Genomic DNA, 23,973 nt, shown 5'->3' on the forward strand with positions numbered 1-23,973 from the left:
AAAGGCTGGCTACGAGCGGTCGTACGAGCGAACGTCGCCGTCGTACACGACGCCGCGTTCCGCATCGAGGGTAATCTCGTCGCCGTCGCTGACGGTCGGGCCGAGCGGCGCGCCGCTTATCATCGGAATCTCCAGTTCGCGCGCGATCAACGCCGGATAGCCGGTCATCCCCGGACGGGAATCCACGATACCGGCGAGGCGTGAGGTGTCGCCGGTGAACTCGCCGTCGAAATCAGGTTCGAGGACGAGGATACCCCCCGACGGAACCTCCGAGAGGTCGCCGGTCGAAGACCGCGCCGCCGGTCCCACGGTTTGCCCGCGAACCACGCTCCGCCCCGTCGCGATGGTTTCCGCGGCGACGTGCACCTTCAACATGTTCGCCGTGTCCGAGCCGTCGAGTTCGCTCATCATGCCCGAGAGGACGACGACCGTGTCACCGCTCTCCGCGACACCGGCGTCGAGCGCGGCCTGCACGCCGTCCTCCACGATGGTTTCGACGCTGTGGCCGAGGTCGGTGTACTGGGCGTTGACGCCCCACGAGAGGGCGAGTTTCCGTCGAACCCTGTCGTTCGGCGTCGTCGCCACGACCGGCACGCCGGGGCGGAACTTCGCCACCTTCAGCGCGGTGTACCCGGATTCGCTGGCGGCGATCACCGCGCTCGCGCCGATGTCGCGGGCGAGGTAGCGGGCCGAGCGAGCGATGGCATCGGTGCGCGTGTCGTCGCTCATCGGGACGCGCTGTTCGAGCGTCTCGTCGTACTCATCGCTCTCCTCGACCTCGCGGACGATGCGGTCCATCGTCTCCACGACGCGAACCGGATGGTCGCCGATGGCCGTCTCGCCCGAGAGCATCACGGCGTCGGTCCCGTCGAGGACGGCGTTCGCCACGTCGGACGCCTCCGCCCGCGTCGGCCGTCGGGAGTGCACCATCGAGTCCAACATCTCCGTCGCGGTGATAACCGGAACTCCGGCCTGCTGGCACGTCCTGATGATGCGCTTTTGAATCATCGGCACGTCCTCCATCGGACACTCGACGCCGAGGTCGCCGCGGGCGACCATCACGCCGTAGGCCGCGTCCACGATTTCGTCCAGGTTATCGACCGCACCGCGCCGCTCGATTTTGGCGATGATGGGGATGTCGGCGCCGAACTCCTCCAGCACCTTGCTGACCTCGTACACGTCGTCGGCGTCGCGGACGAAACTCGCGGCGACGAAATCGGCACCCTTCTCGGCCGCGAGACGGAGGTCCTCGCGGTCCTTCTCCGTGACGACGCTCAGTCCGAGTTCGACGCCGGGGACGTTGACGCCTTTCCGACTGCTCAACTCGCCGCCGCTCACGACGTGCGCGACGACGGCATCGTCCTCGACATCCTCGACTTCCGTCTCGATTCGGCCGTCGTCCAAGAGAACGGCGTCGCCGGGTTGGGCGTTCGAGATGGATACCGAGAGGCCGACCTCTTCCGGCGTCGCGTCGTCGCCCTCCACGAACCGGACGGTCGAACCGGTCTCGAGGGTGATGGGCTCGTCCACTTCGGCGGTTCGAATCTCCGGTCCTTGCAGGTCGAGCATGGCCGAAAGCGGGTTTTCGGTCGCCTCGTCGACGCGGCGAATCGTGTCGATGAGTTCGGCTCGGTCCTCGCGCGAGCCGTGGCTCGCGTTCACCCGCGCGACTGTCATACCGGCGTTTGAGAGTTCTCGGACCGTGCTCCGGGAATCGGACGCGGGTCCGAGGGTACAGACGATTTTCGCGTTTCTCATGCGCGGTGATTGGTGCGTGCCCCAAAAAAAACCCTACAGTTAACTCGCGCCCGAGTTCAAACGGCGGCGCGTCCGGCCACAATCGATATTTGTGTTGCCTCCAAAGCGAGAAAATATGTCGACGTACGCCTCGCTCGTCACCGTCGAACAGGACTACCAGAACGTACAGGAACTCGCATCGATTTGGGGGGACGTCCGAAACGAACTGGAAACCCACAGCGCGACGCTCGAATCGACGTACGCAATCCTCGGGGAGTACGATTTCCTCCTCATCATCGACGCCGAGGACCGTGACGCCGCGTACCGAGCGTCGCTGTGCATCGAACGCTACGGCCTCGACATGCAGACGATGGAAATAATCCCGATGGAGGACTTCGCAACGCTCGTAGACGACCTCTGAACCGCGACTACTTGATTTTCGTGCCCGGTTCGGCGTCGGCGTGGGTCGTCAACAGGTCAGCCTCCTCGCCCGCCGCCAGCACCATGCCGTTGCTCTCGACGCCGAACAGTTCGGCCTTTTCGAGGTTGGCGACGACGACTATCTTCTTCCCCTCGAGGTCCTCCACGTCGTGAAGTTGTTTGAGACCGGCGACTATCTGCCGGGTTTCGGGGCCGATATCGACTTCGAGTCGAAGGAGGGCGTCGGCACCCTCTATCGGTTCCGCCGACTCGATGCGGCCGACGCGGAGGTCGAGGTCTTGGAATTCGTCGAAGCTGATTCGATCGTCCGAGATGGGTTTGTGGTCGCTCACGGTTTCGTCCTCGTGTTCGTCGGCTTCGTCCTCGTTCGACGTAGCCGCTTCGATGCGTTCGTCGAGCGTCTCGTTCAGTTCATCGACGCGCTCGTCCTCGATTTGGGCGAACAGTTCGTCGGGTTCGCCGAAGTCGCCGCGCGGCGCGGCGAGCGCGTCCGCGACGACGGTCTCGTGCACCGAACCGTCCTCTCCGAGTTGCGCCCAGAGGGTTTCGGCTTTGCCGGGGAGAATCGGCTCGAAGAGCACAGCGAGCGCCTTCGACAGCTGCACGCAGTCGTAGATGACCTGTTCGGCCCGTTCGGGGTCCTCGTCGGTCAGCTTCCACGGTTCGTTGCGCTGGATGTACTCGTTGCCGAACGCGGCGAGCGCGGTCGCGGCGTCGCCGAGGTCCTTGATGGAGTAGTCGTTGACCGCCGCGGTGAACTCGTCTATCGCGTCTTCGATTCGCTCGCGCACCTCGTCGCTCGTCTCGGCGTCCGGCGCGCCGTCGTAGTTCCGCGCCGCGAACAGCAGGCTCCGGTAGACGAAGTTGCCGACCGTGCCGACGAGTTCGCCGTTGACGCGCTCCTGGAAGCGATCCCACGAGAAGTCCACGTCCTGTTGGAAGCCGCCGTTGGTGGCGAGATAGTAGCGCAGGAGGTCCGGGGCGAAGCCCTCGTCCAGATAGTCGTCGGCCCAGACGGCGCGGTTGCGACTCGTCGAGAAGCCCTTGCCGTTCAGGTTGACGAAGCCGCTCGCCATGACGGCGCGGGGTTCGTTGTACTCGGCGACGTGGAGCATCGCGGGCCAGAAGACGGTGTGGTGCTGGATGATATCGCGGCCGATGATGTGGACGATTTCGCCCGCGTCCTTCCACGGTTCCTCCCAGTCGTAGGTGTCCGCACCCACGCGCTCGGTGTACTGTTTCGTGCTGGCGATGTACTCGATGGGTGCATCGACCCAGACGTAGAGCACCAACTCCTCCGCACCTTCATCCTCGCCGGGGTAGTCGATTCCCCAGTCCATGTCGCGCGAGATACACCAGTCCTGTAGTTCGCCCTCTATCCACTCGCGGGGCTGGTTTTTCGCGTTGCTCGTTCCTTCGAGGCGGTCGATGAACCCCTGTAGGTACTCCTGTAGCTCCGAGACGCGGAAGAACTTGTGCGTCCGCTCGCGGTACTCGGCCGGGTTGCCGGTTCGGATGCTCGTCGGGTCCTCGATTTCGCCGGGTTCGAGGTGCCGACCACAGCCCTCGTCGCACTCGTCGCCGCGGGCGTGGGCACCGCAGTACGGGCAGGTCCCCTCGACGTAGCGGTCGGGGAGCGGGTCGTCCTCGATGGGGTCCCACGCGACTTTGATCTCCTTCTCGTAGATGTAGCCCTCCTCGTCGAGTTTGCGGACGATTTCCTGGGTCAGTTCGGTGTTCGTCTCGTCGTCCGTGTGGCCGTAGTTGTCGAACTCGATGTCGAACTCAGGGAACGTCGCTTCGTACTTGTCGTGGTGGCGAAGCGCGAACTCGCGGGGCGAGACGCCCTCCTGCTCGGCGTTGACGGCGACCGGCGTGCCGTGCATGTCCGACCCCGAAACGAACGCGGTCCGCTGGCCGAGCGTTTCGAGGGCGCGCGAGTAGACGTCGCCGCCGACGTAGGTTCGGAGGTGGCCGATGTGCAGCTCCCCGTTCGCGTAGGGCAGTCCGCACGTCACCACCGCGGGTTCCTCGGTGGGATAGTCGTCGTGACTCATGCTATCGACTCCGTTTCTGTGGGTGTAAAAACCGCCGATTTCTCCGTCTGCCGTCGCTTCCCTGTCTCCCGTTCATTCCGTCTCTCCTGTCCCGTCCGTCGCTCCTGATTTCGTCCCGTCATGCGTGATGTGCTGTATTCGATGGTTGGTGGGGGTCGTTCGCGTAGCGGTCGCTCTCCGAACATTCCAAATGGACGGGTTTCACCCCGGATACCGACCGACGACCGGCCCAGAAGGATTCACCCGACGCTACTGCTGTCCGCGCATAGGCATCCGAGTGAGGTGGGCCGTCCGGCGCATACCATTCGATATGTTCGTGACAGTATATAAACTCTCGCCCGCTGGAAGGAGGATAGAACCATCGGTTTCGGAAATCCGAGCTATCCACGGTGGCGCGCGCTGGCGGGGCGGTGAGGGCAGTTGTCGGCCGAACCGCCCCGCCAAAGCGTGCGAGGGATGAACGAAACGAAGTGGAGTGAATCGGTTGGGGAGGGTGTGGCTGAGGCGGTGTGCGGTGCTGTGCGGTCGCTGTGTCCGGGTGGAACTGAAAGGGGTCGCTCGCTCGCGCTTGCATGGTCTGCTGTGCGGGCCACTATTCTGGCCGGGCGTGGCGGAGAGGCCAGAATATCTCGCACCAGCGGCCGCGAGCGGGCGAGGGCTTTCGAGAACTTCACTTCGGTAGGCGCACTCACAGCGGAGATGAAACCACCTCGTAGCGAGCGAACGGGAACGTCCGAAAAACGACGGTATTAAAGCCGACCCGCCGAGTCCGCTTCAAAGCGACAGGACGCCAGCACCGACGAGCGTGACCAACACCAGTCGGCCGACGCTCCCGGCGAACGATGCCAGCGCGAACTTCACGTAATCCGTTTCGAGAATCGAAAACGCGTAGATGGAGATGGTATCGGGAAAGCCGGGGACGCACAGCGCCCCTGCCAGCCCGAGGTACCCCCACTTTTGAGCGAGACCGACCGTCTTTCGCTCCGACCACTCCACGATGTCGATTTTCGAGCCGCGGAGCGCGCGGATGACGGGACCGGACTGTTTCGCCTCCTGCCCGATGTGGAAGGCGAAGACGCTCCCGGCGGCCTTGCCGAGACCGCTGAGGAGGATGATGAGCGAAATTCGTCCGAGTTTGCCGACTCCGAGGTCGAGCGGAGCGAGCAGGACGACCTCGCTGGGGAGGGGGAGAAGGAACGAGATGAGGAAAGAGTAGATGGCGATGAGTACGAGACCGAGCCATCCCGTCGCGTGTTCGACGGCGTCCGTCAACCCCCCGAGGGACCCGAGAACGACGCCGTTCGTGGCGACATCGACGACCGAAGCGAGGATATCGAGCACAGAAGTAGGTCCGCAATCGACCGATGTAAAGGTTGAGATTGGACCCCGAAACGTGCTACTCGATAGCAAACAGACTGATGACGACCCGTGACGAATCGAGAGTGTGAACTCGGACAGAGAATACCGCGTCACGGTGCATCCGACGCTGCAAATGCGGGTGGCGTACACGGACGACGGCTCGGCAGTGACGGCGACGGTCGAGTATCGGCGCGACGGGGAGTGGGAGGAGTCGGCCGGAACGGTCGAACTCCGCGGGCGAGAAATCGCCGTCACCCGCGACGGCGAATCGGTGCTGGAGAAACACCTCAGCGCGGAGTTGATAGAAGAGTACGGGTCGTCGGTCGCCGGGTTCGTCGGCCGATTGGCGAACAGAGGCGGCGTGGGAAAATTAACGGCGCGAGAGAAGGGCACCGAACCCGATTCGTGGCCCGTCGCGGTGACGCAGGAGGACGGGAGCATCGTGGAGGCGCTCCGCCCGCCAGCGCAGGCGACGTTCGAAGTGTACGAGGACCACGGCGGCGAGTGGCGCTGGCGACTCGTACACCGAAACGGGAACATCATCGCCGACGGCGGCGAGGGCTACTCGTCGAAACAAGCCGCGAAGAATGGCATAAAGAGCGTCAAACGAAATGCGCTCGGCGCGCCGGTCGAGGAATCGGAGCGGCCAGCCGAGTCGTAACCGACGGCGATTACGCGCGAACGGCGTCCAAATCCGCGACGAACTCCTCCAACATCGCGCGGGTGACGTGGGGCATACAGACGATTCGGAGTTCGCCCGAGCCGGTCGGCGAGACGCGCCAGCCGCGCTCCTGCAGGGCTTCGACCGTCCCGCGCGGGACGTCGATTGCGACCAACGGGAGCACCGGGTCGACCACATCGTAGCCCCGCGAGTCGAAGGCGTCCGCTATCCACTCCGCGTTCGCCCGTGAGCGTTCGAACTGCTCGCGGTAGCCGTCACGCCAGAGCGCGTCCATCGCGGCCCACGCGCTGGCGACGCCCGCGCCGCTTCGCGTTCCGGTCAAGGTGGCTTGTGAGGTCGATTCGAGATACGGTGTTTCGACGGCCAGCGCGTCCAAGACGCGCTTTTCGCGGGTCAAAAACCCCCCCGCCGGAACCGCCGCCTGCCCCATCTTGTGCGGGTCGATACCCATCGTGTCCACGGCCGCGTGCTCGAAGTTCCACTCGTAGTCGGTGAAGGGGAGGACGAAACCGCCCCACGCGGCGTCGACGTGGAGCAGTGCGCCCGCATCGTGGGCGATGTCGGCCAGGGACGGAATCGGGTCCACGCGCCCGTATTCGGTCGTTCCAGCGATGCCGACCACGAGAACGGTGTCGTCGTCCACCAATTCGACCATCGCGTCCGGGTCGGCGCGGCGGTCATCCGCAACCGCCGCGAGTCGGAGTTCGACGTCGAGCACGTCCGCCGCCTTCTGAAAGCTGAAGTGGGCGCTCTCGGGCGCGACGACGTTCGGGTCGTCCGTCGCCGCGAGGTTGCGCGCCGCTCGAACCGCTTGGATGTTCGCCTCCGTGCCGCCGCTCGCGACGTAGCCGTGCGGATTCGAAAGCCCGGTGATGTCGCCGAGTAGCGACACGGCCTCGTCCTCCAGCGCCGAGACAGAGGGGTACGTCGTCGGGTCGCCCGGATTCGATGCCAAGAATCGTTCGGCGGCGTCGCGCGCCGCCGGATGCGGTTCGGTACACATCGAGGAAAGTACCCGGCGGAACGATTGGCTCGCGGCCACCTGCATACCCCCAAATTCGACGCAACCCGTTTATTGGTTCCGTTACGCGACGACTCGCTACGGCGCTTTCGACTCGTCGTACCCGACGGAAAAGCCGCTCGACTGAACGATGACACCGGTCGAGGTGACGATGGTTAGCGAATAACTGCCCTCGAACCGAATGCCAGCGTCACGACCCGGGTCGGGCCGCGTCAGCATCGGGTCGCCGCCGTCGCTCGGGAAGTAGAAGTACGCCGTCTCGCCGGGTTCGAGCGCGTGCTCGAACGTCGCCGCGTACGTCGTTCCATCATGGCCGAGTTCGATGGTCGAACCGGCCGGAAGCGCGTCGCCGCCGCGGTGTTCGATTTCGAGACGGCCGGAGTCGGTCGTGGTTCGAAGGTCGGCGTGGACCGCCCGCCCCGCCTCGTCGGTCCACTCGGGACGGTCGATGGCGTCCGAGCGCGCCGCGAGGAGTTCGAAGTCGATGGACCGGGTTCGCCCATCGGTTTCGATGAATCGGTGGAAGCGGTGAACGCGACCGGCCGAATCCACGACCAGCGTGGCGTCGTAATCGGTGACGTTCTCGAAGCCGCCGTTCCCGGAGAACCGGTCGGCGTGAAGCGTGATTCGGGTTCCGGCATCGGCGCGCGCTACGTGGTCGATGGCGAACTCGCCGGAGTGGAGTATCGACCGAATCGTGTTCGATTTCGCCACGCCGCGTTCTTCTCGCGGACGGATTCGGTACCGCGTCCCCTCCTCGCTCGTGCCGCGCGAAATCACGGTGGAGTCGTTCTTCCACACCGCGCTCCGATAGTGAAAGTTACCGGTCACGTTGAGTCGCGCGAACACGGTGGACAGCCCCGCGGTGGCGCGGCCGTGCTGGACGGCGACTGTGGTTTTGCCGTCCGCGCGGGACGTTTGGCGGGCCTCGAACCGAAAGCCGGTTTCGCGCAGGGCGGATTCGTGGGCCGAAACCAGCGCGTCCACGTCCGAAATCCCGTCGGTCGTGACACCCGGCGGGAGGTCGGCATCCGCCGGGGAAATCGTCGTTTCAGTGGTGGTCGTGGCTGTCGTCGTGGACGATGCCGTCTGTGTGATCGTATCCGATGCGACATTCGTCGTCCCGGCGTGACCACCGAGACAACCTGCAACGAGAATCATCGCCGTGAGGAGGGCGATTCCGGCCGGTTTCCAATTCATCTCCCGCGACAATTGCCTGGATTGACATATAAAATTGAAGAAAAGTTGTCGGGATAGGAAGACTGGTTCACGGTCGGCACCGACAGCGAATAGAAGTACATACAACGGTTGTCTTCGATACGTCTACAAAGGGTATGTCGATGAAAAGGGCTGACAAATCGGTATGAGACAGCACGTTGAAACCGGTCTCTATGCGGGATTTCTGTTCGCCGTTCTCGGATTCGTTGCATGGATGAGTGGTGAGCCGTTTATCTTCCCGAGCCTTGGCCCATCCGCATTCATGCTGGCGTTCGAGCGCCGGAGAGACCGACAACAGGTGTATCGGATTGTCGGGGGGCATCTCATCGGCGGTGTCGCCGGATTTGTTGCGTTTCATTTGCTTGGAGATGGTGCAGTGATCACAGCACTGCCCCCCGCCCGCTCAGCTGAAGAATTTCACCTCGTTGCGAGTGCAGTCGTCTCGATTGTTCTCACTAGTTGGGCGATGATTGCAACCGACATGATTCACGCTCCCGCCTGCGCAACGACGCTTATCGTCTCCCTTGGATTACTCTCGACCCCGACTCAAGTTGTGATTATCGTTGTGAGTATCGTTCTCCTCGTAGCGTCGGATACTGCCGTACTGTTTCTGTTTAAACGAGTCGTCGGTAGATCGCATCCGATTTATTCCGGTGAATGAACTACCGTTCCTACCGCTCATCCGGCGAACTACGCTTTGGCGGGAGCAGATACGGATTTGGAGCGTTTTTCAACGCCTTTCGAAAAATCGGATTGTTCGTTACCGCACCGAGTCCAACATCAGTTTCTGCTCGACGCGTTTGACTTCGTGTTGCACGTCGCGCACGGCGTCGATGTTCGCCGAGACGGACGAGACACCACGATTGACGAGGAACCGGACCATTTCCGGTTTCGACCCGGCCTGTCCGCAGATACTCGTGTTGATGTCGTATTCGCGACAGCAGTCGATGGTCTGGCCGATGAGTTCGAGGACGGCGGGGTGGAGTTCGTCGAACCGGTTGGCGACGTTCTCGTTGTTGCGGTCCACCGCGAGGGTGTACTGGGTGAGGTCGTTGGTGCCGAAACTGGCGAACTTGATGCCCGCCTGTGCCATCTCCTCGATTTGAAGCGCGCTCGCGGGCGTCTCTATCATCACGCCCCACGAGCGTTTGTCGGGGTCGATGCCCGATTCGGCCATCAGCCGACGGGCTCGGAGAACGTCCTCGGCGTCGTTGACGAGCGGGAACATAATCTGTACGTTGTCGTAGCCCATGTCATACAGCTCGCTGAAGGCGTCGAGTTCGTGCTGGAAGACGCCGGGCTTGTCGAGGCTCCGGCGGATGCCGCGCCAGCCGAGCATCGGGTTGTGCTCGTTTGGCTCGTTCTCGCCGCCTTGGAGCTGTTGGAACTCGTCGGTCGGCGCGTCGAGCGTGCGAACGCGGACGGGTCGGGGGTAGAACTCCTCGGCGACGCCGCGGATTCCCTCCACGATTTCGTCCACGTAGGCGTCCACGCCGTGGTCCTCGATGTAGCGTTCGGGCGTCTTGTTGGTCGAGAGGATCATGTGCTCCATTCGGAGCAAGCCGACGCCGTCAGCTCCCGTGGCGGCGGCGCGTTCCGCGGCCTCCGGGATGGAGACGTTCACCTTGACCTCCGTCGCGGTCATCGGTTTGACGGGGGTCTTCGGTCGCGCCTCCTCGATGGGTTCGCGCTCCGTCTCTCGTTCGGGCTTGCCCTCGCGGATGGTTCCCTTGTCGCCGTCCAACGTGACGACTTGTCCGTCTTCGAGGGAATCGGTGGCGTTGCTACAGCCGACGACGGCCGGGACGCCGAGTTCGCGCGAGACGATGGCGGCGTGGCTGGTCATGCCACCTTCGTCCGTGATGATGCCCGCCGCGCGCTTCATCGCGGGCACCATGTCTGGCGTCGTCATCTCGGTGACGATGATATCCCCCTCTCGCACCTTGTCGAGTTGGTCGAGTTTCGTGACGAGTCGGACCGCGCCGCTCGCGATACCGGGGCTGGCCCCGAGTCCGTCGACGAGGATTTCGTGCCCGCTCGTGCCGACCGCTCCGGCCGCGCCGCTGCCGTCGGCGACGCCTTCGGACGACTCGGCCTCGATGGAGCCGTTGTCGCTGATGGTGGTTATCGGACGGGACTGGAGCATGAAGACCTCACCGTCCACGATAGCCCACTCCACGTCCTGTGGGGTTTCGTAGTGGCTCTCGACCTCCTCGCCGAGTTCGATGAGTCGGTTGATGTCGTCCTCCGTGAGGACGCGTGCGTTCCGTTTATCGTCGGGGACGCTTCGTTCGACCGTCTCGCCGGTGTCCTGGTCCTTCATGTGCATCACCTTCTTGTCGGCGATGGTGACGTCCTCGGCCGCACCGGTTTCGCGGTCGATGACGTAGTTGTCGGGCGACACGGACCCGGAAACGACCGCCTCGCCGAGCCCCCACGCGGCCTCGATGATTATCTTCGGCTCGCCGGTCGAGGGATGGCTGGTGAACATGACGCCGCTCTTTTCGGCGTCCACCATGCGTTGGACGACGACGGCGATGTCCACTTTCCTGTGGTCGAAGTCCTTCTCCTGTCGGTAGTAGATGGCGCGTTGGGTGAACAGCGACGCCCAACACTCCTTCACGCGCTCGACGAGATCGTCGCGCGTGATGTTGAGGAACGTCTCCTGTTGTCCCGCGAAAGACGCGTCCGGGAGGTCTTCCGCCGTCGCGGAGGAGCGAACCGCGACGAACGCCTTCCCGTCATCTAGATTATCGTAGGCGGCGAGAATACCATCGCGCATGTCGTCGGGAATCTCGGTTTCGAGAATGAGTTCTTCCGCCCGCGCCTCGGCATCCGCCAGCGCCGCGGAATCCTCGGTGTCGACGTCAGCGGCCTCAAACAGCTCTTCTGCGATACCGGTTTCTTCGATGAACCGTCGATAGGTTTCGGCGGTCACGACGAATCCCGGCGGGACAGGAAGGTTCGCACCGGTGAGTTCACCGAGCGAGGCCCCCTTGCCACCGACCAGTTCGAGGTCGTTTGCACTGATTTCGTCCAGCCAGAGTACAACCATTGCGTATGGGGGGAAACAAGCAGGTACATAAAGAATGTTCCGACCAGTTCGTCGTGGAAAAGTAACTCAGAACCGAATATACTCTGGAATCGCCACCAGGACGCCGGAGACGATTTTCGTCATTCTACGAACAGGGGAAGTAGCTCATCGACGTCGGCGCACGGACGGATTACGAGGTTCGTTCTGTCGTAATCGATGAACCCGTAGTCCGCCAGCTTGGGGAGATGGTGGTGGTGAAGCATCGACCGGACGAGGGTTTCGTCCGTATCGGTCAATCGAGACGAAACGTTCGCTCCGAGTTCGTTCAACTCGATGGTGTCGGCGTCGCACTCGTGAAGGAGCGACAGGACGGTTCGACGTTCCGGACGCTGCAGGGCGTCGAAGACTTTCGACAGGTCGTGCGTGGTTGGTACGGCTGTAGAAATTCTGGTTTCGGTTGGCGTCTCGCTGTTAGTCATGGCTTCTCCGACCACCCGGACGGCACGATGGACTGGATAAATTGAACGTGTAGAACCGTCCGGGTTGGTACACCATAGAAGACGACGATTATACATAAATAACTTTCTGTGCCTATGCATAACTTACAACAATGATTCTCGGGCCGATGCGTTGAGGGTCGTTCGAATCGTGGCTTCGGCGATGAAAGCGCGCACACGCGACGGCGAACGAATCGAGTGCGACGAGTTCGAGGAAGGGAGCGAGGGAATCGTCCTCCGGGGACGCCACGCGCGCGTCGTCGGCTACGTTCCGTACGACATGCTGGCGTCAGTGACGCGAACCCGGACGCCCGTAGATTCGACCAGTTTGGCGAGCGTCGGCTACGACCCGAAGGAGGAAACGCTCGAAATCGAGTTCCACAGCGGCGGCGTGTATCGGTACGCCGACGTTCCCCAATCGGTGTATCAGGAACTGCTGAGCGCCCGCTCACACGGGTCGTACTTTCACGAAAATATCCGGGGGGCGTACGACTATCGTCGAGTTCGGTAGCGTCGTTCGCGTCCGTCGTCAGCACTCGATGATGTCGTCGTCCGCCGCGTCGGGGACGACCAAACTGCCGTCCAACGCGGTCGTGGCCCGACCGCCGACTCGTACGCCGGATTCATTATCGACCCGCACGCGCACGTAGCCCGGCCGGTCAACGAAGTGACCCTGCTCCAAGCGGAGTTCGTCCGGGAAATTCCCGGACTCGCCCTCGTTGTCGAACGCGGTGTACGCGTCCAGATACGCCGCGACCGACCCGCTCGCCGTTCCGGTCACCGGGTCCTCGGGAATCCCCACCGCGGGGGCGAACATCCGCCCGTGAAGCGTCGAGTCCGCCTCGATGGCGTCGAACGTGAAGGCGTAGACGCCGAGCGCGCCGACCTCCTCACCGATTTCCACGACGGCCTCCATGTCAGGGTCCGCGCCGCCGATGTGTTCGAGGAAGTTGACGGGCACGACGAGAATCGGAAGTCCCGTCGAGGACACCGCGAGCGGGAGGTCCTCGCCCACGTCGCGGAGCGCCGCCGGGTCGATGCCGAGCGCCGCGCCCAGTCGCTCGTACTCGACATCGACGGGCTCGACTTCGGGGTCGTCTTGGGTCATCCAGACGGTTCCGTCCGTCTCAACGTCGATGTCCAGCACGCCGACGTTCGTTTCGAGCGCGTGCGTTCCCGGTTCGATGCGGTCGTCTTCGAGCAGGTGGACGTGCGAGGCGACCGTCGCGTGTCCGCAGAGGTCGATTTCCGTCGTCGGCGTGAAGAACCGGACCCGGCGGTCCGCGTCCTCGCTTTCGACAAAAAAGGCCGTCTCGCTCACCGAGAGTTCGCGGGCGATGGCCTGCATCTGGTCGGCCGTCAAATCGTCGGCGTCGGGGACCACACCGGCCGCGTTTCCGGCCAGCGGTTCGTCCGTGAACGCGTCCACGAGCAGCGTTCGACAGGTTTGCATACCGGTGGATGGTCCGACGGGGAGTTGAAGCCTCGGTTCTCGATGCCCGTGGGACGGTCGAATTGGTTTCCCCGTTATCCATTCCAATCGCGGTCGAATGACGATTACGACTGAACGACGTAGCCGCCGGTGACGCGCAACTCGAAGGAGTCCGACGAGGGGTCGGGAACCTCGACGGTCAGGGACACGTCGCGGACGAAGGTTCCGTCGCGGGCGTCGTCGTCGGTCAACTCGAACGTGGTTCGGTTCCCCTGCACGGAGAGCCATCCGGTTCCGACGGCGGTGCCGGACACCTCGGCGATCGCTTTCACCTGCTTACCGGAACCGGTCGCGTCGGACACCGAGAACGATTCCAAGGACAGTTCTGGCCCGTCGGTCGAAACCGTGACCGTGGTGTCGAACGTCTCGCGGTAGGTGACCGACCCATCTCCGCCCGTGCCGCCACGACCACCATCACCGCCACCGCTCCCACCATCTCCACCGCGTCCGCCGCCACTGCCGCCGTCTCCGCCACCGCTTCCGCCTTCACCGGGTTCCTCGGTCAGCAGTTCGACGCCGAGTTCCGACTCGACGGCCGCGATTTTGGAGAAGATGGTCTGTCGTGCGGACCCGGCGAAGAGCAGGCCGACGAGTTCGCCGGTCGAATCGAGGAAGACGGGCGACCCGCTGTCGCCGCCCTTCGACATCGGTCCCGCGATGAGTTGGTCGCGGAGTTTGATGGTGCCCGCGTCGCCGTAGTTCACGCGGACGCTCGCGCCGGTGGCTTTCACGTCGCCCTGCGTGACGCCGGTGGTGCGGCCCGTCTTCGTCACCGTCTGACCCTTGAGCGAGCGGTAGTCCTCGCGGCGGACGCTCGTCGGCCACGAGTCGTCCAACTTGTAGTACTCGGGCGATTCCCGCTCCGGATCGACGGAGCGGGCCGCGACGTCCACCAGCGCGCCGTCGTCGATGGTAACGTAGCCGCGCAGTTCGCCGGTCTTGTCGTCCGGCATGCTCCCGCCGTCCCTCGGCGATGGCTGGATGACCGGTTCGCCGAACTCTCCTTCGTTCACCCGGGCGTAGACGTGGTTGTTCGAGAGGCGAACGAGGTCGCCCTCGGAGACCGACTCGGCCCAGTTCCCGGCGTCGGTGTCGGTCACGCGGGCGGGGTACGGTCCGGCGGTCGCGGCCGTCGATTTCGCGTTGATTTCGCTGATACCGCCGACGACCGGTCGATGGCGGTCGTGGCGGCCCGCCTCGGCCTCGGGGAGGGGTTCGAGAAAGGCGAGCGCGTCGAACCCGTCGCGTTCGTCGCCGTAGCCCGCGTCTTCGACGCGGACGGTGACGCCGGAGACGCGCTTTTTCACGTTGTCCTCGTCGTCGAGTTCCGCGTCCGGGAGCTTTTGCGAGACGAAGACCGTGAGCGTGTTCGTTTCCTCGTCGTAATCGACGCCGAGGACGTTCTTGCAGTCGAGGAGGTGTTCGAACTCTTGTGTGTGCGTCATGGTTTGGGGGCGTCAGGACAGGTCCGTCGCCGGTGTTTTCACTGCCTGATTCGATGATATTAAGGTGCGAATCGTAATATAGTTGACGGCGCTTGCGGGGTAGCGTTTTCCACGCGGGAGGCGTAGCACGGTATCCATGAGAGAGCGCGTCACCCAAATCGAAGTCGTTCGAACGTGGCTCGAAAACGAGCGGGTCAAACCGGGTGTGGACGTCGAGTTCGACCCGGACGAACCGGAGTGGGCGCTCGTCGCGAAACTGCTCGATAGCTGTGCGTTCGAGGCCTCGTTTCTCTGGCGGTATCCCATCGCGTGGTATCGGTTCGACCTCGACGAATCGCGGTTTCGCCGCCTCCGCGTCATCGACGGACCCGAAAACGAATCGTGGCGACGACTGTCACCGGACGGGAGCGTGCTGGGTGCGGCACGGCGGATTCTGGCGGACGAGTTGACCGGGACGTACGACGACGTCGACGTGACGCGGGTTCGTCAAATCGCGGCGGCGCTCCCGGCACCGTCGCGGCGACTGGTGTTGTTCAAGCGCGACCACGGGGAACGACCGACCATCGCGGACGGGAACCACTACGCGACGGCACGTGCCATCCGGCTCCTTCAAACCGGCGAGTACACCCCGCAGTGGGCATATCTCGGGGTTCGACGGCGCGTGCAATTGGGCGTACGCGACCACCTGTAAACCGTTAAGTGTGCCGACGCGCGACGTTCGGATAGAATGAGCGACATCCCGGACGATTTCAAATGTACCATCACCAACTGGGATTACATCTACAGTCTCTGCCGCGACGTGAGCGAGCAGGTGAAAACCTCCGAATTCGAACCGGACGTCATCGTGGCGCTCGCACGCGGCGGGTGGTTTGCCGGGCGATGTATCTGTGATTTCCTCGGCTTGGACGACCTGACGAGCCTCAAGATGGAACACTACGTCGGGGCGGCCCAGAAGTCGAGCGAACCCGAAGTCCGCTACCCCATGCCCGAGGGGAGCGTCGAGGGCAAAGACGTGCTCATCATCGACGACATCGCGGATACGGGCGGGTCCATCAAGCACGCCGCGGAGTACGTCGAGGACCGCGACGCGGGCGAAATCCGAACCGCCACCCTCCAACTGCTCAAGACGAGCGAGTTCGACCCCGACTACATCGGCGAGCGACTGGAGGAGTGGGCGTGGATCGTCTACCCGTGGAACTTCATCGAGGACATGATAGACATCACCAGCGGCGCGCTGGACCGAGCCGACGACGAGGTGTTCACGAAGGACGACATCCGACACTACCTCAACGAGTTCCACGACGTGGAGCGAATCCAGATGGAGATCGCCCAACCCGACCGCCTGAGCGAAGTCCTCGAAGAGATGGTTCGGCGGGACGTCCTCGCCCGCGAGGACGACGGCTGGCGACTGCTGGAGAACTCGACCGGCGTACAGTAGAAACCGTGGACACCATCGACGCACTCGCGGACGCGTTCGCGCTGAAGGACGAACGCCGAACCGGGTGGCAACTCCGGGAGGTTTCGGACCCCGAATCGGTCGCGGGACACACGTGGGGCGTCGCGTTGCTCTGTTTGCAGTACGGGAGCGAAGCCGACATCGACACCGACAGAGCGCTCCGCATGGCGCTCGTCCACGACCTCGCGGAGGCGAAAACGGGAGACGTTGCGACGCGCGTGAACGACGCCGACCAGCGGGTTTCCGCGACCGAAAAGGAACGAAACGAACGCGAAGCCATGGACGACCTCGCGCCCGCGTTGGACCCCGAAATCCGCGATCAGTGGGAGGAGTACGAAGCCCGCGAGACCCCCGAATCCGCCTTCGTCAAGGACATGGACCTGGTGGACATGTGCCTGCAAGCGCTCGTCTACGAGCGTGAAGCGCGATACGACGGCGAGCGGGAGAACGACCGGTTCGACGAGTACGAGGATTTGGACGAGTTCTTTGCCACGGCGGAGCCGCGACTCCGAACCGCGACCGGCAGGAAACTGTTCGAGGAAATCGAGACGCGCTACGAGGCCGTTCGGGACGGGACGGACGAATAATCGGTCCGTGGCCGAGGGATCCACTCCTGAGCGAAGAGCGGGGATGGTACGGGAGGTCTCCGATATCGTATTTTGGGTCGTGTGTCACGGCATCATGCAGCACGGACGGGCGAAAAAGGCTCCGAATCCCCGTTCGAACCGAACCCGTGTCGTTTAGGTGGACACCGGGACGAGTACACCGCATGATTGGCTTCATCGGCGGAAGCGGCATCTACGACGCACTGCCACTCGAAAACACTCGCGAGGAGAACGTGACGACGCCCTTCGGCGAACCCAGCGCGCCCGTCACCATCGGCGAACTCGCCGGGAAGGAAGTCGCTTTCCTGCCCCGCCACGGTCCGAAACACCAGAAAACGCCGACGGAAGCGCCGTATCGGGCGAACATTCACGCGCTGAAGCAACTCGGCGTGGAGCGGATTCTGGCGAGCAACGCGGTCGGCAGCCTCCGCGAGGAACTGCCGCCACAAACGCTCGTAGTTCCCGACCAGATTTTCGACCGGACGAAACACCGAACCCCGACGTTCTTCGGCGACGGCATGGTCGTCCACATGCCCTTCGCGGACCCGTACTGCCCGCACATGGTTTCTCACCTCTCGGAGGCCAGCGACGAGGCGACCGACGCGGACCACCGTTCGGGCGGCACCTACGTCTGCATCGAAGGCCCGCAGTACTCGACCCGCGCGGAGAGCGAGTTCTACCGCGCACAGGGCTTCGAAATCATCGGCATGACGGCGATTCCGGAGGCGAAACTCGCGCGCGAGGCCGAGATGTGCTACGCGACGGTGGCGGGCGTCACGGACTACGACGTGTGGAAGGAGGACAGCGAGGTGACCCTGGAGGAAGTGCTCGACAACGCCGCGAAGAACGAAGACGCCATCAAGGAGGTCGTCGAGCACGCGATTCGAACCATGCCCGACGAGCGCGAGTGCGACTGTGATCACGCGCTCGAAGGCACCATCAACACCCCGACGGAAGCGATTCCGGAGGAGACGCGCGAGGAAGTCGACCTGCTCGCGAGCGAATATCTCTGAACGAATCGAGATGGGCCGTTTAGGTATCGCGCAATCGTTCCGAAAGCTTACACCAGTCCGCGAACGATATCGGGACATGGTTGCCCCGAGCGAAATCGTAAGCGCGCTGGTGGCGGTGGAGTTCGTCGTGATGGCCTCGATAGTGTTGCTCGTGGGTCCGTTCGAAGCCGCGATTTCACTCATCCCGCTGCTATTGGTGTTTCTGATCGCCCTCCTGCTGTATCGTTCGTGAGTTGGTAGCTGACGGAACCGACAGGCGAGGACGCGAAGCGAGTCCGGCGGATTCGATTCCGTCTTCGACCGGGGCGCCTGTGGAACGGTTTAACTTCCCGTACGCACGCCTAGGTCCCATGGACGAGAACACGCTCACGATGACGCCGGGGCCGACCGCCGTCCCCGAGGACGTTCGGCAAGCCATGGCGCAACCGGCGATGAACCCCGACGTGAATCCCGAGTTCGAATCGTACTACGAGACGGTGCTCGACAAACTGGCGCGGGTGTACGGAACGGACGACGAGATGGTCGTCCTCGGCGGCGAGGGAATCCTCGGACTGGAAACCGCGGTCGATTCGCTGGTCGCGCCGGGCGACGACGTGCTCTGTCTCGCCAACGGGGTGTACGGCGACGGCTTCGCGGACTTCGTGGAGATGGCGGGCGGCAACCCGGTGGTCCACGAGGCCGATTACAGGGACGCATTCGACCCGGACGAGGTGGCCGCACGCGTCGAATCGGGCGACTTCGCCGCCGCCACGATGGTCCACTGTGAGACGCCGACCGGTCTGCTGAACGAGTTCGACGAGATTCTGGCGACGTTGCAGGAGGCGGGAGTTCTGACCATCGTGGACGCCGTGTCGTCGCTCGGCGGCACCGAGGTCCCGGTCGGGAACATCGACGCGTGTCTCGGAGCCTCGCAGAAGTGTTTCAGTTCGCCGCCCGGCCTGACCACCATGTCCGTCAGCGATGCGGCGTGGAAGAAGGTCGATGAGACCGAGCAGAACGGCTTTTACACCAGTCTGGAACCGTGGCGGGACGCCGACTACTCGTTCCTGCCGTACACGCACCTCGTGTCGAACCTGTACTCGCTGGAGGCGTCGCTGGACCGGATTCTCGACGAAGGTCGGGAGAGCGTGTTCGAGCGCCACGAAACGGCGGCCGAACGCTGCCGGGAGCGCGGCGAGGAACTCGAACTCGAACCGTTCCCCGGAACTGAGTCGCTCTGCTCGCCCACCGTCACGGCCTTCGAAATCGAGGGGCGTGCGGAGGAGACTCAGGCGAGATTGTACGAGGACCACGACGTCCTCGTCGCCACCGGACTCGGTGAGATGGCATCGGACCTCCTCCGAGTCGGTCACATGGGGTACGGTGCCGACCTCGAAGCCGTCGAGAAGACGATGGACGCGCTCGAAGCGGTGCTCGATTAATCGGCGAGGAGTTCCGGGGGTTCCTCGTCGTCCGCACCGCGGGCGTCCTGCACCCAGAGGTCGCCGAACAGGTCGTCCTGTTCGAGCACGAGCGTCCCTCGGTGGGCGAGAAACAGCAGGGCGAGGTACGTCATGACTCGCGTCGAACCGACCGTTTCGATCTCGGCGTAGAGCACTTCCGTTCTCCCCGCCTCGTACTGTTCGACCAGCGCACCCCGTACGTCGTCGATGACCGTCTCGATGTCCTCGTCGTGGGTCGTACCCGTTACCTCCGACTCCGTGGGTTCATCGTCGAAGCGCATGTCGTCGCCCGAGTGGTAGTCGAGCGTCTGGGTCCCGCGCTGGAACCCCTGTGGCGACCCGCTCGTGTCGTACGTCCGCGACTCCTTCCACCACGACCCGCGTTCGCGCTCCCGAAGTTCGCGGACGAGTTCGTCCAGCGTCTCAGGCTTGCCGCGAGCGCTCTTCCGGTCGAGTCGGCGTTCCATCTCGTCTTCGAGCGACGCGACGGGGTCGAAACCGTCCGTCTCGTCCATCGCCATCGGCGCTTCCCACGGTTCGAGTTCCGCTTCCTCCTCCGGTTCGTCCTCCGAGAGGAGCGCGTCGCTCTTCATCCGAAGGAGCACGCTGGCGTAAAACAGCGCCCGTCCCGAGGTTCTGAGGTCGGTGCCGTCCAACCGGTCGAGGAACTTGTCCGTCACGTCCACGATGTCGATATCCCACGGTTCGATTTCGCCCTCCTCCGCGAGCTGGACGAGCAGTTCGACGGGTTCCACCTCGTCGTCCGACTCCTCCGTCGGCAGGTCGGAGAGGAGGTCCGACTCCCCCCGCTCTCGGTCCTCGTGACCGGCGATATCGAGCGGAATGTCGTCGTTTGCGTTCCGATTCTCCTTCGGAGAATCGCTAGTCATCCGCGGGCACCTCCTGCTCCCCGTCCAACCGGATGCCAGTCACGCTGCTCACGTTGTCCCCTTGCATCGTCACGCCGATGGCCCGCTCCGAACGGTCGAGCATCGCGGAGCGATGCGAGACGACGACGAACTGTGCGTCGCCCGCGAGTTCGTGCACCATCTCGCCGACGCGTTCGGCGTTCACGGCGTCGAGGAAGGCGTCCACCTCGTCCAGCGCGTAGAACGGCGCGGGGTTGTAGCGCTGGATGGCGAAGATGAACGCGAGCGCGGTCAGCGACTTCTCGCCCCCGCTCATGGCGTCGAGACGCTGAACAGGCTTGTCCGCCGGTTGCGCCTTCATCGTCAGGCCGCCGTCGAACGGGTCGTCGTCGTTTTCGAGGAACAACTCGCCCGACCCGGCCGACAGGCGCGTGAAGATGTCCTGAAAGTGCGCGTCGATGGCGTCGAAGGCCTCCATGAACGTCTCCTTCTTCTGTGATTCGTAGGAGTCGATGCGCTCGCGGATGCCGTCGCGCTCTTCCACCAACGTCGCTTTTCGATCCTTCAGGTCGTCCAACTGCCCGTCCACCTCGTCGTACTCGTCGATGGCGAGCATGTTGACGGGTTCGAGCGCCTCCATCTGTCGAGTGAGGCGGTCGATGTTTTCCTGCACTTCATCGTGGTCCGGCACGTCCTCGGGGTCGTACTCGCCGACCTCCTCCCGGAGTTCGGACACCTCCTCTTCGAGACGGTTCGCGCTCCGCTGCAGGCTTTCGAGGCGGTTCTCGACGCCCTCGACCTTCGACTGCTGGGCGTCGCGTTTCGACTTCGCCTCCTGCAGTTCCTCCTTCAACTCGGCGCGTTCGTCCTTGAGTTCGGTCAGTTCCTCTTCGAGTTCGGACACCGCCTCGCGCTTTTCTTCGAGGGTCTCCTCTCGCTCCTCGATGTCGGATTCGAGTTCCGAAATCAGCTCTTCCTGCTCGGCTTTTCGATTCTGTGCGGACTCCACCTCGTCGTGGAGGTCGTCGATGGCGTCCTCGGCGTACTGCTTTTCGAGTTGCAGTTCGTTGAGTTTGCCGTCGAGCGAATCCATTCGGTCCGAAAGCGCGTCGATTTCTTCGTTCACCTTGTCGGCCTCGCTCGTCAACTCGGGAATCTTCGAATCCGCGAGTTCGCTTTCGAGGTCCGCGATGTCCTCCTCGATGGACGCGATGGTTTCGTCGTGGGCCGACACCTCGGCGTCGAGTTCCTCCATCCGCTCGGTGACCGATTCGCGTTCGTCCTGTAGCTCCTCGATTTCGTCCCGTAGCGACCCGATTCGCTCCTCGATGGATTCGAGTTCGGACTCCTTCCGTTCGATGTCGTTCTCGATGCTTCGAACTTGATCCGTCGCGTCCGTCTGCCGGTCGCGGGCGTCGTCCAACCGCTCTTCGACGCCGTTGATGGACTGTCGAATCGACTGGCGCTCGTCCTCCAACTCGTTGATCTGGCGCGCCACGCGCTCGATTTGTCCCTTGCCGGAGGCCGAAAACGAGTAGCGCGACCCGCTGGTCGAACCGCCGGTCATCGCCCCGCTCTTCTCCACGAGTTCGCCCGAGAGCGTCACGAGGCGGAAGTCGCCCATCAATTCGCGGGCCGTCTCCATATCCTCCACGACGAGCGTGTCGCCGACGACGTAGGAGAAGACCGAGGCGTACTCCGAATCGAAGTCGATGAGATTGTACGCGAAATCGACCACGCCCGGCGTGTTGGGCGGGGACGGTAGGCGGCGCTTTTGCATCTTCGTGATGGGTAGGAACGTCGCCCGCCCCGCATTTCGCTGTTTCAAATACTCGATACAGCGCTGTCCGACGCTATCGTCGTCCACGACGACCTGCGCCAGTCGGCCGCCAGCCGCCGTCTCGCAGGCCGTTGCGTACTGCTGGCTCACGCTGCCGAGTTGTGCCACCGCGCCGTGAACGCCGTCCAGTCCGCCGTTCAGAATCGTTGAAACGGCGCGACCGAACGACGAATCGCCGCTCTCGTTGGCCCGCGCATCCAGTTTGGCGTACTCCTGCTGTTTGGACTGTATCTTCCCCTCTACCGCGTCGAGGTCCGATTGGAGTTCGGACTTTTCTTCCTTCAGGTCCGACACCACGTCCTCGATTTGCGACGCGTTTCGCTCGGCTTTCGTCAGTTCGTCGGCCAAGTCGCCGAGTTCGGTTTCGAGTTCGGGAATCCGCTCGCGGGCCGACGCGAGTTCGTTTTGCTTCTCGTTCACCGCGTCCGAACGCCGCCGCGCTTCGTCCAGCAGGCGGTCTTTCTCCCGCTGGCGCTCGTTTTTCTCGCTCTTTTCGGCTTCCAGGGCGTCTTTCTTCTCGGCGAGGTCGGCTTTCACCTCGTCGTACTCGGTGTCGACGTTCTCTATCTCCTCCTCGATTTCGGCGAGTTTCGCTTCCTTGGTTCCAATTTCACTCTTAACGGACGCCTTCTCGATTTTGATGTCGCGGATGTCGCCGTCCAACTCGTCGACCGTCTCCTGTTTACGGTCGATTTCGACGAACGCCTGCCGTCGCCGGTTTTCCCCGTCCTCTATCTTCTCTTCCGCAGTCTCGATTTTGTCCTCGAGACGGGAAATTTCACCTTTGACCTCCTCGATTTCGCTCTTGATGGCGAGCTGTTCGTCCTCGCCCTTGCGCTCGATTTCGGCGTTGAGTTCCTCCAGTTGGTCTTCGAGACGGACGACTTTTCCCTGCTTTTCGTCCAGTTCGCGCTGGAGGGAGACGAGTTCCTCCTTTCTTTCGTCGATGTCGGTTCGAGTCGCGTCCAAATCAGACCGCTTCTCTTCGAGTTCGGCGGCCTTCAGATAGCCTTCGTACTCCTCTTTCTCATCGCGGAGGCCCTGATATTCGAGCGCCGTCTCGCGTTCGTCGCGCAACTGGTCGAGTCGGTCCTCCTTCTCCTCGATTCTCAGTTCGGCCTCCTCGACGCGGTCTTTGACCACTTCGAGTTCTTCCAAGGCGGCGTCCCGCTTTGCGTCGAACTCCGCCACACCGGCGATTTCGTCGATGATTTCGCGCCGCTCGTACGGCGTCATGTTGATGATGCCGGTCACGTCGCCCTGCATGACGACGTTGTAACCTTCCGGCGTCACGCCCGCCTGTGCGAGCAAATCCTGTATGTCCGAGAGGTTGACCGAGCGGCCGTTCAGGTAGTAGTACGAGTAGTAGTTGTCCTCGGTCTGTTTGACCCGGCGCTTGATGGTGATTTCGTCCACGTCGCCGACGTTATCCGTCCCGGCGGCGTTGACGACCTGCGTCCGGTCGAGGGTTCCATCGCTGTTGTCGAGAACGACCTCCACGGATGCTTCGAGCGGTCCGTTGCCCGTCGCCTCGTCCCCGTCGTGGCCGGGGTTGTAGATGAGGTCGGTCAGTTTCTCTGCGCGGATACCGCGCGTTCGGGCCAATCCGAGCGCGAAGAGAACGCTATCGATGATGTTACTCTTCCCGGAGCCGTTCGGGCCGGTCACGACGGTGAAGTCCTCGTAAAACGGGATCTCGGTCTTCCGGCCGAAGCTCTTGAATTTGTCGAGGACGAGCGTTTTGATGTGCATGGATTGCTCGTGG

Annotated in this window: 21 protein-coding genes; 10 read left to right on the top strand and 11 right to left on the bottom strand. The window is 63.2% G+C overall.

What is annotated here, in order from left to right; all coding sequences use genetic code 11:
- Window positions 1-9: 9 nt before the first annotated feature.
- On the bottom strand, window positions 10-1,758 hold the full coding sequence (pyk, locus tag V5735_RS08495) for a pyruvate kinase (protein WP_423745968.1): 1,749 nt from the start codon (window positions 1,756-1,758) through the stop codon (window positions 10-12).
- 115 nt (window positions 1,759-1,873) lie between these two features.
- Between pyk and V5735_RS08500 the strand changes: the two genes are divergently transcribed.
- A complete protein-coding gene (locus V5735_RS08500) occupies window positions 1,874-2,158 on the top strand; it encodes a GYD domain-containing protein (RefSeq protein ID WP_423745969.1) in 285 nt (94 codons plus the stop codon).
- Between the two features lie 7 nt (window positions 2,159-2,165).
- Here V5735_RS08500 and metG read toward each other — a convergent pair whose 3' ends face one another.
- Window positions 2,166-4,235, bottom strand: a complete 2,070-nt coding sequence (gene metG / locus V5735_RS08505) for a methionine--tRNA ligase (RefSeq protein ID WP_423745970.1) — start codon at window positions 4,233-4,235, stop codon at window positions 2,166-2,168.
- Between the two features lie 774 nt (window positions 4,236-5,009).
- The gene (locus V5735_RS08510) at window positions 5,010-5,576 is read right to left on the bottom strand and encodes a YqaA family protein (RefSeq protein ID WP_423745971.1); all 567 of its coding nucleotides are present in this window, start codon (window positions 5,574-5,576) and stop codon (window positions 5,010-5,012) included.
- A gap of 103 nt (window positions 5,577-5,679) precedes the next feature.
- Between V5735_RS08510 and V5735_RS08515 the strand changes: the two genes are divergently transcribed.
- Entirely contained in the window at window positions 5,680-6,255 is a 576-nt protein-coding gene (locus V5735_RS08515; RefSeq protein ID WP_423745972.1) for an HVO_2922 family protein, read from the top strand.
- A gap of 10 nt (window positions 6,256-6,265) precedes the next feature.
- Here V5735_RS08515 and mfnA read toward each other — a convergent pair whose 3' ends face one another.
- Window positions 6,266-7,324: a tyrosine decarboxylase MfnA gene (gene mfnA / locus V5735_RS08520; protein ID WP_423745973.1), complete on the bottom strand. Its 1,059-nt coding sequence runs from the start codon at window positions 7,322-7,324 to the stop codon at window positions 6,266-6,268.
- 51 nt (window positions 7,325-7,375) lie between these two features.
- A complete protein-coding gene (locus tag V5735_RS08525) occupies window positions 7,376-8,497 on the bottom strand; it encodes a hypothetical protein (protein WP_423745974.1) in 1,122 nt (373 codons plus the stop codon).
- A 163-nt stretch (window positions 8,498-8,660) separates the two neighbouring features.
- Between V5735_RS08525 and V5735_RS08530 the strand changes: the two genes are divergently transcribed.
- The gene (locus tag V5735_RS08530) at window positions 8,661-9,176 is read left to right on the top strand and encodes an HPP family protein (protein ID WP_423745975.1); all 516 of its coding nucleotides are present in this window, start codon (window positions 8,661-8,663) and stop codon (window positions 9,174-9,176) included.
- Window positions 9,177-9,275: 99 nt separating this feature from the next.
- Here the strand turns inward: V5735_RS08530 and ppsA are convergent, their stop codons facing one another.
- Both ppsA and V5735_RS08540 read right to left on the bottom strand, forming a co-directional pair.
- A complete protein-coding gene (gene ppsA, locus V5735_RS08535; protein ID WP_423745976.1) occupies window positions 9,276-11,570 on the bottom strand; it encodes a phosphoenolpyruvate synthase in 2,295 nt (764 codons plus the stop codon).
- 119 nt (window positions 11,571-11,689) lie between these two features.
- Complete coding sequence (locus tag V5735_RS08540; protein ID WP_423745977.1) at window positions 11,690-12,028, bottom strand: DUF7344 domain-containing protein; 339 nt, start codon at window positions 12,026-12,028, stop codon at window positions 11,690-11,692.
- 181 nt (window positions 12,029-12,209) lie between these two features.
- On the opposite strand from V5735_RS08540, the gene V5735_RS08545 reads away from it, so the two are divergent.
- Window positions 12,210-12,557 carry a KTSC domain-containing protein gene (locus V5735_RS08545; protein ID WP_423745978.1) on the top strand — a complete coding sequence of 116 codons (348 nt, stop codon included), beginning with the start codon at window positions 12,210-12,212 and terminating at the stop codon, window positions 12,555-12,557.
- A gap of 18 nt (window positions 12,558-12,575) precedes the next feature.
- Here V5735_RS08545 and V5735_RS08550 read toward each other — a convergent pair whose 3' ends face one another.
- Both V5735_RS08550 and V5735_RS08555 read right to left on the bottom strand, forming a co-directional pair.
- The gene (locus V5735_RS08550) at window positions 12,576-13,499 is read right to left on the bottom strand and encodes a PhzF family phenazine biosynthesis protein (protein ID WP_423745979.1); all 924 of its coding nucleotides are present in this window, start codon (window positions 13,497-13,499) and stop codon (window positions 12,576-12,578) included.
- Between the two features lie 104 nt (window positions 13,500-13,603).
- Window positions 13,604-14,983: a hypothetical protein gene (locus tag V5735_RS08555; protein ID WP_423745980.1), complete on the bottom strand. Its 1,380-nt coding sequence runs from the start codon at window positions 14,981-14,983 to the stop codon at window positions 13,604-13,606.
- A gap of 136 nt (window positions 14,984-15,119) precedes the next feature.
- On the opposite strand from V5735_RS08555, the gene V5735_RS08560 reads away from it, so the two are divergent.
- From V5735_RS08560 to V5735_RS08585, 6 genes are all read left to right on the top strand, one after another.
- Window positions 15,120-15,674 (top strand): hypothetical protein, encoded by a 555-nt coding sequence (locus tag V5735_RS08560; RefSeq protein WP_423745981.1) that lies wholly within the window; start codon window positions 15,120-15,122, stop codon window positions 15,672-15,674.
- A 36-nt stretch (window positions 15,675-15,710) separates the two neighbouring features.
- Window positions 15,711-16,421, top strand: a complete 711-nt coding sequence (locus V5735_RS08565) for a phosphoribosyltransferase (protein ID WP_423745982.1) — start codon at window positions 15,711-15,713, stop codon at window positions 16,419-16,421.
- A 5-nt stretch (window positions 16,422-16,426) separates the two neighbouring features.
- Window positions 16,427-17,026 carry an HD domain-containing protein gene (locus tag V5735_RS08570; RefSeq protein WP_423745983.1) on the top strand — a complete coding sequence of 200 codons (600 nt, stop codon included), beginning with the start codon at window positions 16,427-16,429 and terminating at the stop codon, window positions 17,024-17,026.
- 182 nt (window positions 17,027-17,208) lie between these two features.
- Window positions 17,209-18,057 carry an S-methyl-5'-thioadenosine phosphorylase gene (mtnP, locus tag V5735_RS08575; RefSeq protein WP_423745984.1) on the top strand — a complete coding sequence of 283 codons (849 nt, stop codon included), beginning with the start codon at window positions 17,209-17,211 and terminating at the stop codon, window positions 18,055-18,057.
- A 76-nt stretch (window positions 18,058-18,133) separates the two neighbouring features.
- Window positions 18,134-18,289 carry a hypothetical protein gene (locus tag V5735_RS08580; protein WP_423745985.1) on the top strand — a complete coding sequence of 52 codons (156 nt, stop codon included), beginning with the start codon at window positions 18,134-18,136 and terminating at the stop codon, window positions 18,287-18,289.
- 118 nt (window positions 18,290-18,407) lie between these two features.
- Window positions 18,408-19,478 carry a pyridoxal-phosphate-dependent aminotransferase family protein gene (locus V5735_RS08585; RefSeq protein WP_423745986.1) on the top strand — a complete coding sequence of 357 codons (1,071 nt, stop codon included), beginning with the start codon at window positions 18,408-18,410 and terminating at the stop codon, window positions 19,476-19,478.
- Here V5735_RS08585 and V5735_RS08590 read toward each other — a convergent pair.
- The gene (locus V5735_RS08590; RefSeq protein ID WP_423745987.1) at window positions 19,475-20,389 is read right to left on the bottom strand and encodes a segregation/condensation protein A; all 915 of its coding nucleotides are present in this window, start codon (window positions 20,387-20,389) and stop codon (window positions 19,475-19,477) included. The genes V5735_RS08585 and V5735_RS08590 overlap by 4 nt on opposite strands.
- On the bottom strand, window positions 20,382-23,960 hold the full coding sequence (gene smc, locus V5735_RS08595) for a chromosome segregation protein SMC (RefSeq protein ID WP_423745988.1): 3,579 nt from the start codon (window positions 23,958-23,960) through the stop codon (window positions 20,382-20,384). The genes V5735_RS08590 and smc overlap by 8 nt, the downstream gene beginning before the upstream one ends.
- Between the last annotated feature and the right edge of the window lie 13 nt (window positions 23,961-23,973).

Origin of the sequence: Haladaptatus sp. SPP-AMP-3, assembly GCF_049568665.1 — an archaeon.
GTDB lineage: Archaea > Halobacteriota > Halobacteria > Halobacteriales > Haladaptataceae > Haladaptatus > Haladaptatus paucihalophilus.

Coding starts and splice junctions, on each gene's coding strand:
- pyk (WP_423745968.1), bottom strand. CDS start 1,758: ATGAGAAACGCGAAAATCGTCTGTACCCTCGGACCCGCGTCCGATTCC.
- V5735_RS08500 (WP_423745969.1), top strand. CDS start 1,874: ATGTCGACGTACGCCTCGCTCGTCACCGTCGAACAGGACTACCAGAAC.
- metG (WP_423745970.1), bottom strand. CDS start 4,235: ATGAGTCACGACGACTATCCCACCGAGGAACCCGCGGTGGTGACGTGC.
- mfnA (WP_423745973.1), bottom strand. CDS start 7,324: ATGCAGGTGGCCGCGAGCCAATCGTTCCGCCGGGTACTTTCCTCGATG.
- V5735_RS08525 (WP_423745974.1), bottom strand. CDS start 8,497: ATGAATTGGAAACCGGCCGGAATCGCCCTCCTCACGGCGATGATTCTC.
- V5735_RS08530 (WP_423745975.1), top strand. CDS start 8,661: ATGAGACAGCACGTTGAAACCGGTCTCTATGCGGGATTTCTGTTCGCC.
- ppsA (WP_423745976.1), bottom strand. CDS start 11,570: ATGGTTGTACTCTGGCTGGACGAAATCAGTGCAAACGACCTCGAACTG.
- V5735_RS08540 (WP_423745977.1), bottom strand. CDS start 12,028: ATGACTAACAGCGAGACGCCAACCGAAACCAGAATTTCTACAGCCGTA.
- V5735_RS08545 (WP_423745978.1), top strand. CDS start 12,210: ATGAAAGCGCGCACACGCGACGGCGAACGAATCGAGTGCGACGAGTTC.
- V5735_RS08550 (WP_423745979.1), bottom strand. CDS start 13,499: ATGCAAACCTGTCGAACGCTGCTCGTGGACGCGTTCACGGACGAACCG.
- V5735_RS08555 (WP_423745980.1), bottom strand. CDS start 14,983: ATGACGCACACACAAGAGTTCGAACACCTCCTCGACTGCAAGAACGTC.
- V5735_RS08560 (WP_423745981.1), top strand. CDS start 15,120: ATGAGAGAGCGCGTCACCCAAATCGAAGTCGTTCGAACGTGGCTCGAA.
- V5735_RS08565 (WP_423745982.1), top strand. CDS start 15,711: ATGAGCGACATCCCGGACGATTTCAAATGTACCATCACCAACTGGGAT.
- mtnP (WP_423745984.1), top strand. CDS start 17,209: ATGATTGGCTTCATCGGCGGAAGCGGCATCTACGACGCACTGCCACTC.
- V5735_RS08580 (WP_423745985.1), top strand. CDS start 18,134: ATGGTTGCCCCGAGCGAAATCGTAAGCGCGCTGGTGGCGGTGGAGTTC.
- V5735_RS08585 (WP_423745986.1), top strand. CDS start 18,408: ATGGACGAGAACACGCTCACGATGACGCCGGGGCCGACCGCCGTCCCC.
- V5735_RS08590 (WP_423745987.1), bottom strand. CDS start 20,389: ATGACTAGCGATTCTCCGAAGGAGAATCGGAACGCAAACGACGACATT.
- smc (WP_423745988.1), bottom strand. CDS start 23,960: ATGCACATCAAAACGCTCGTCCTCGACAAATTCAAGAGCTTCGGCCGG.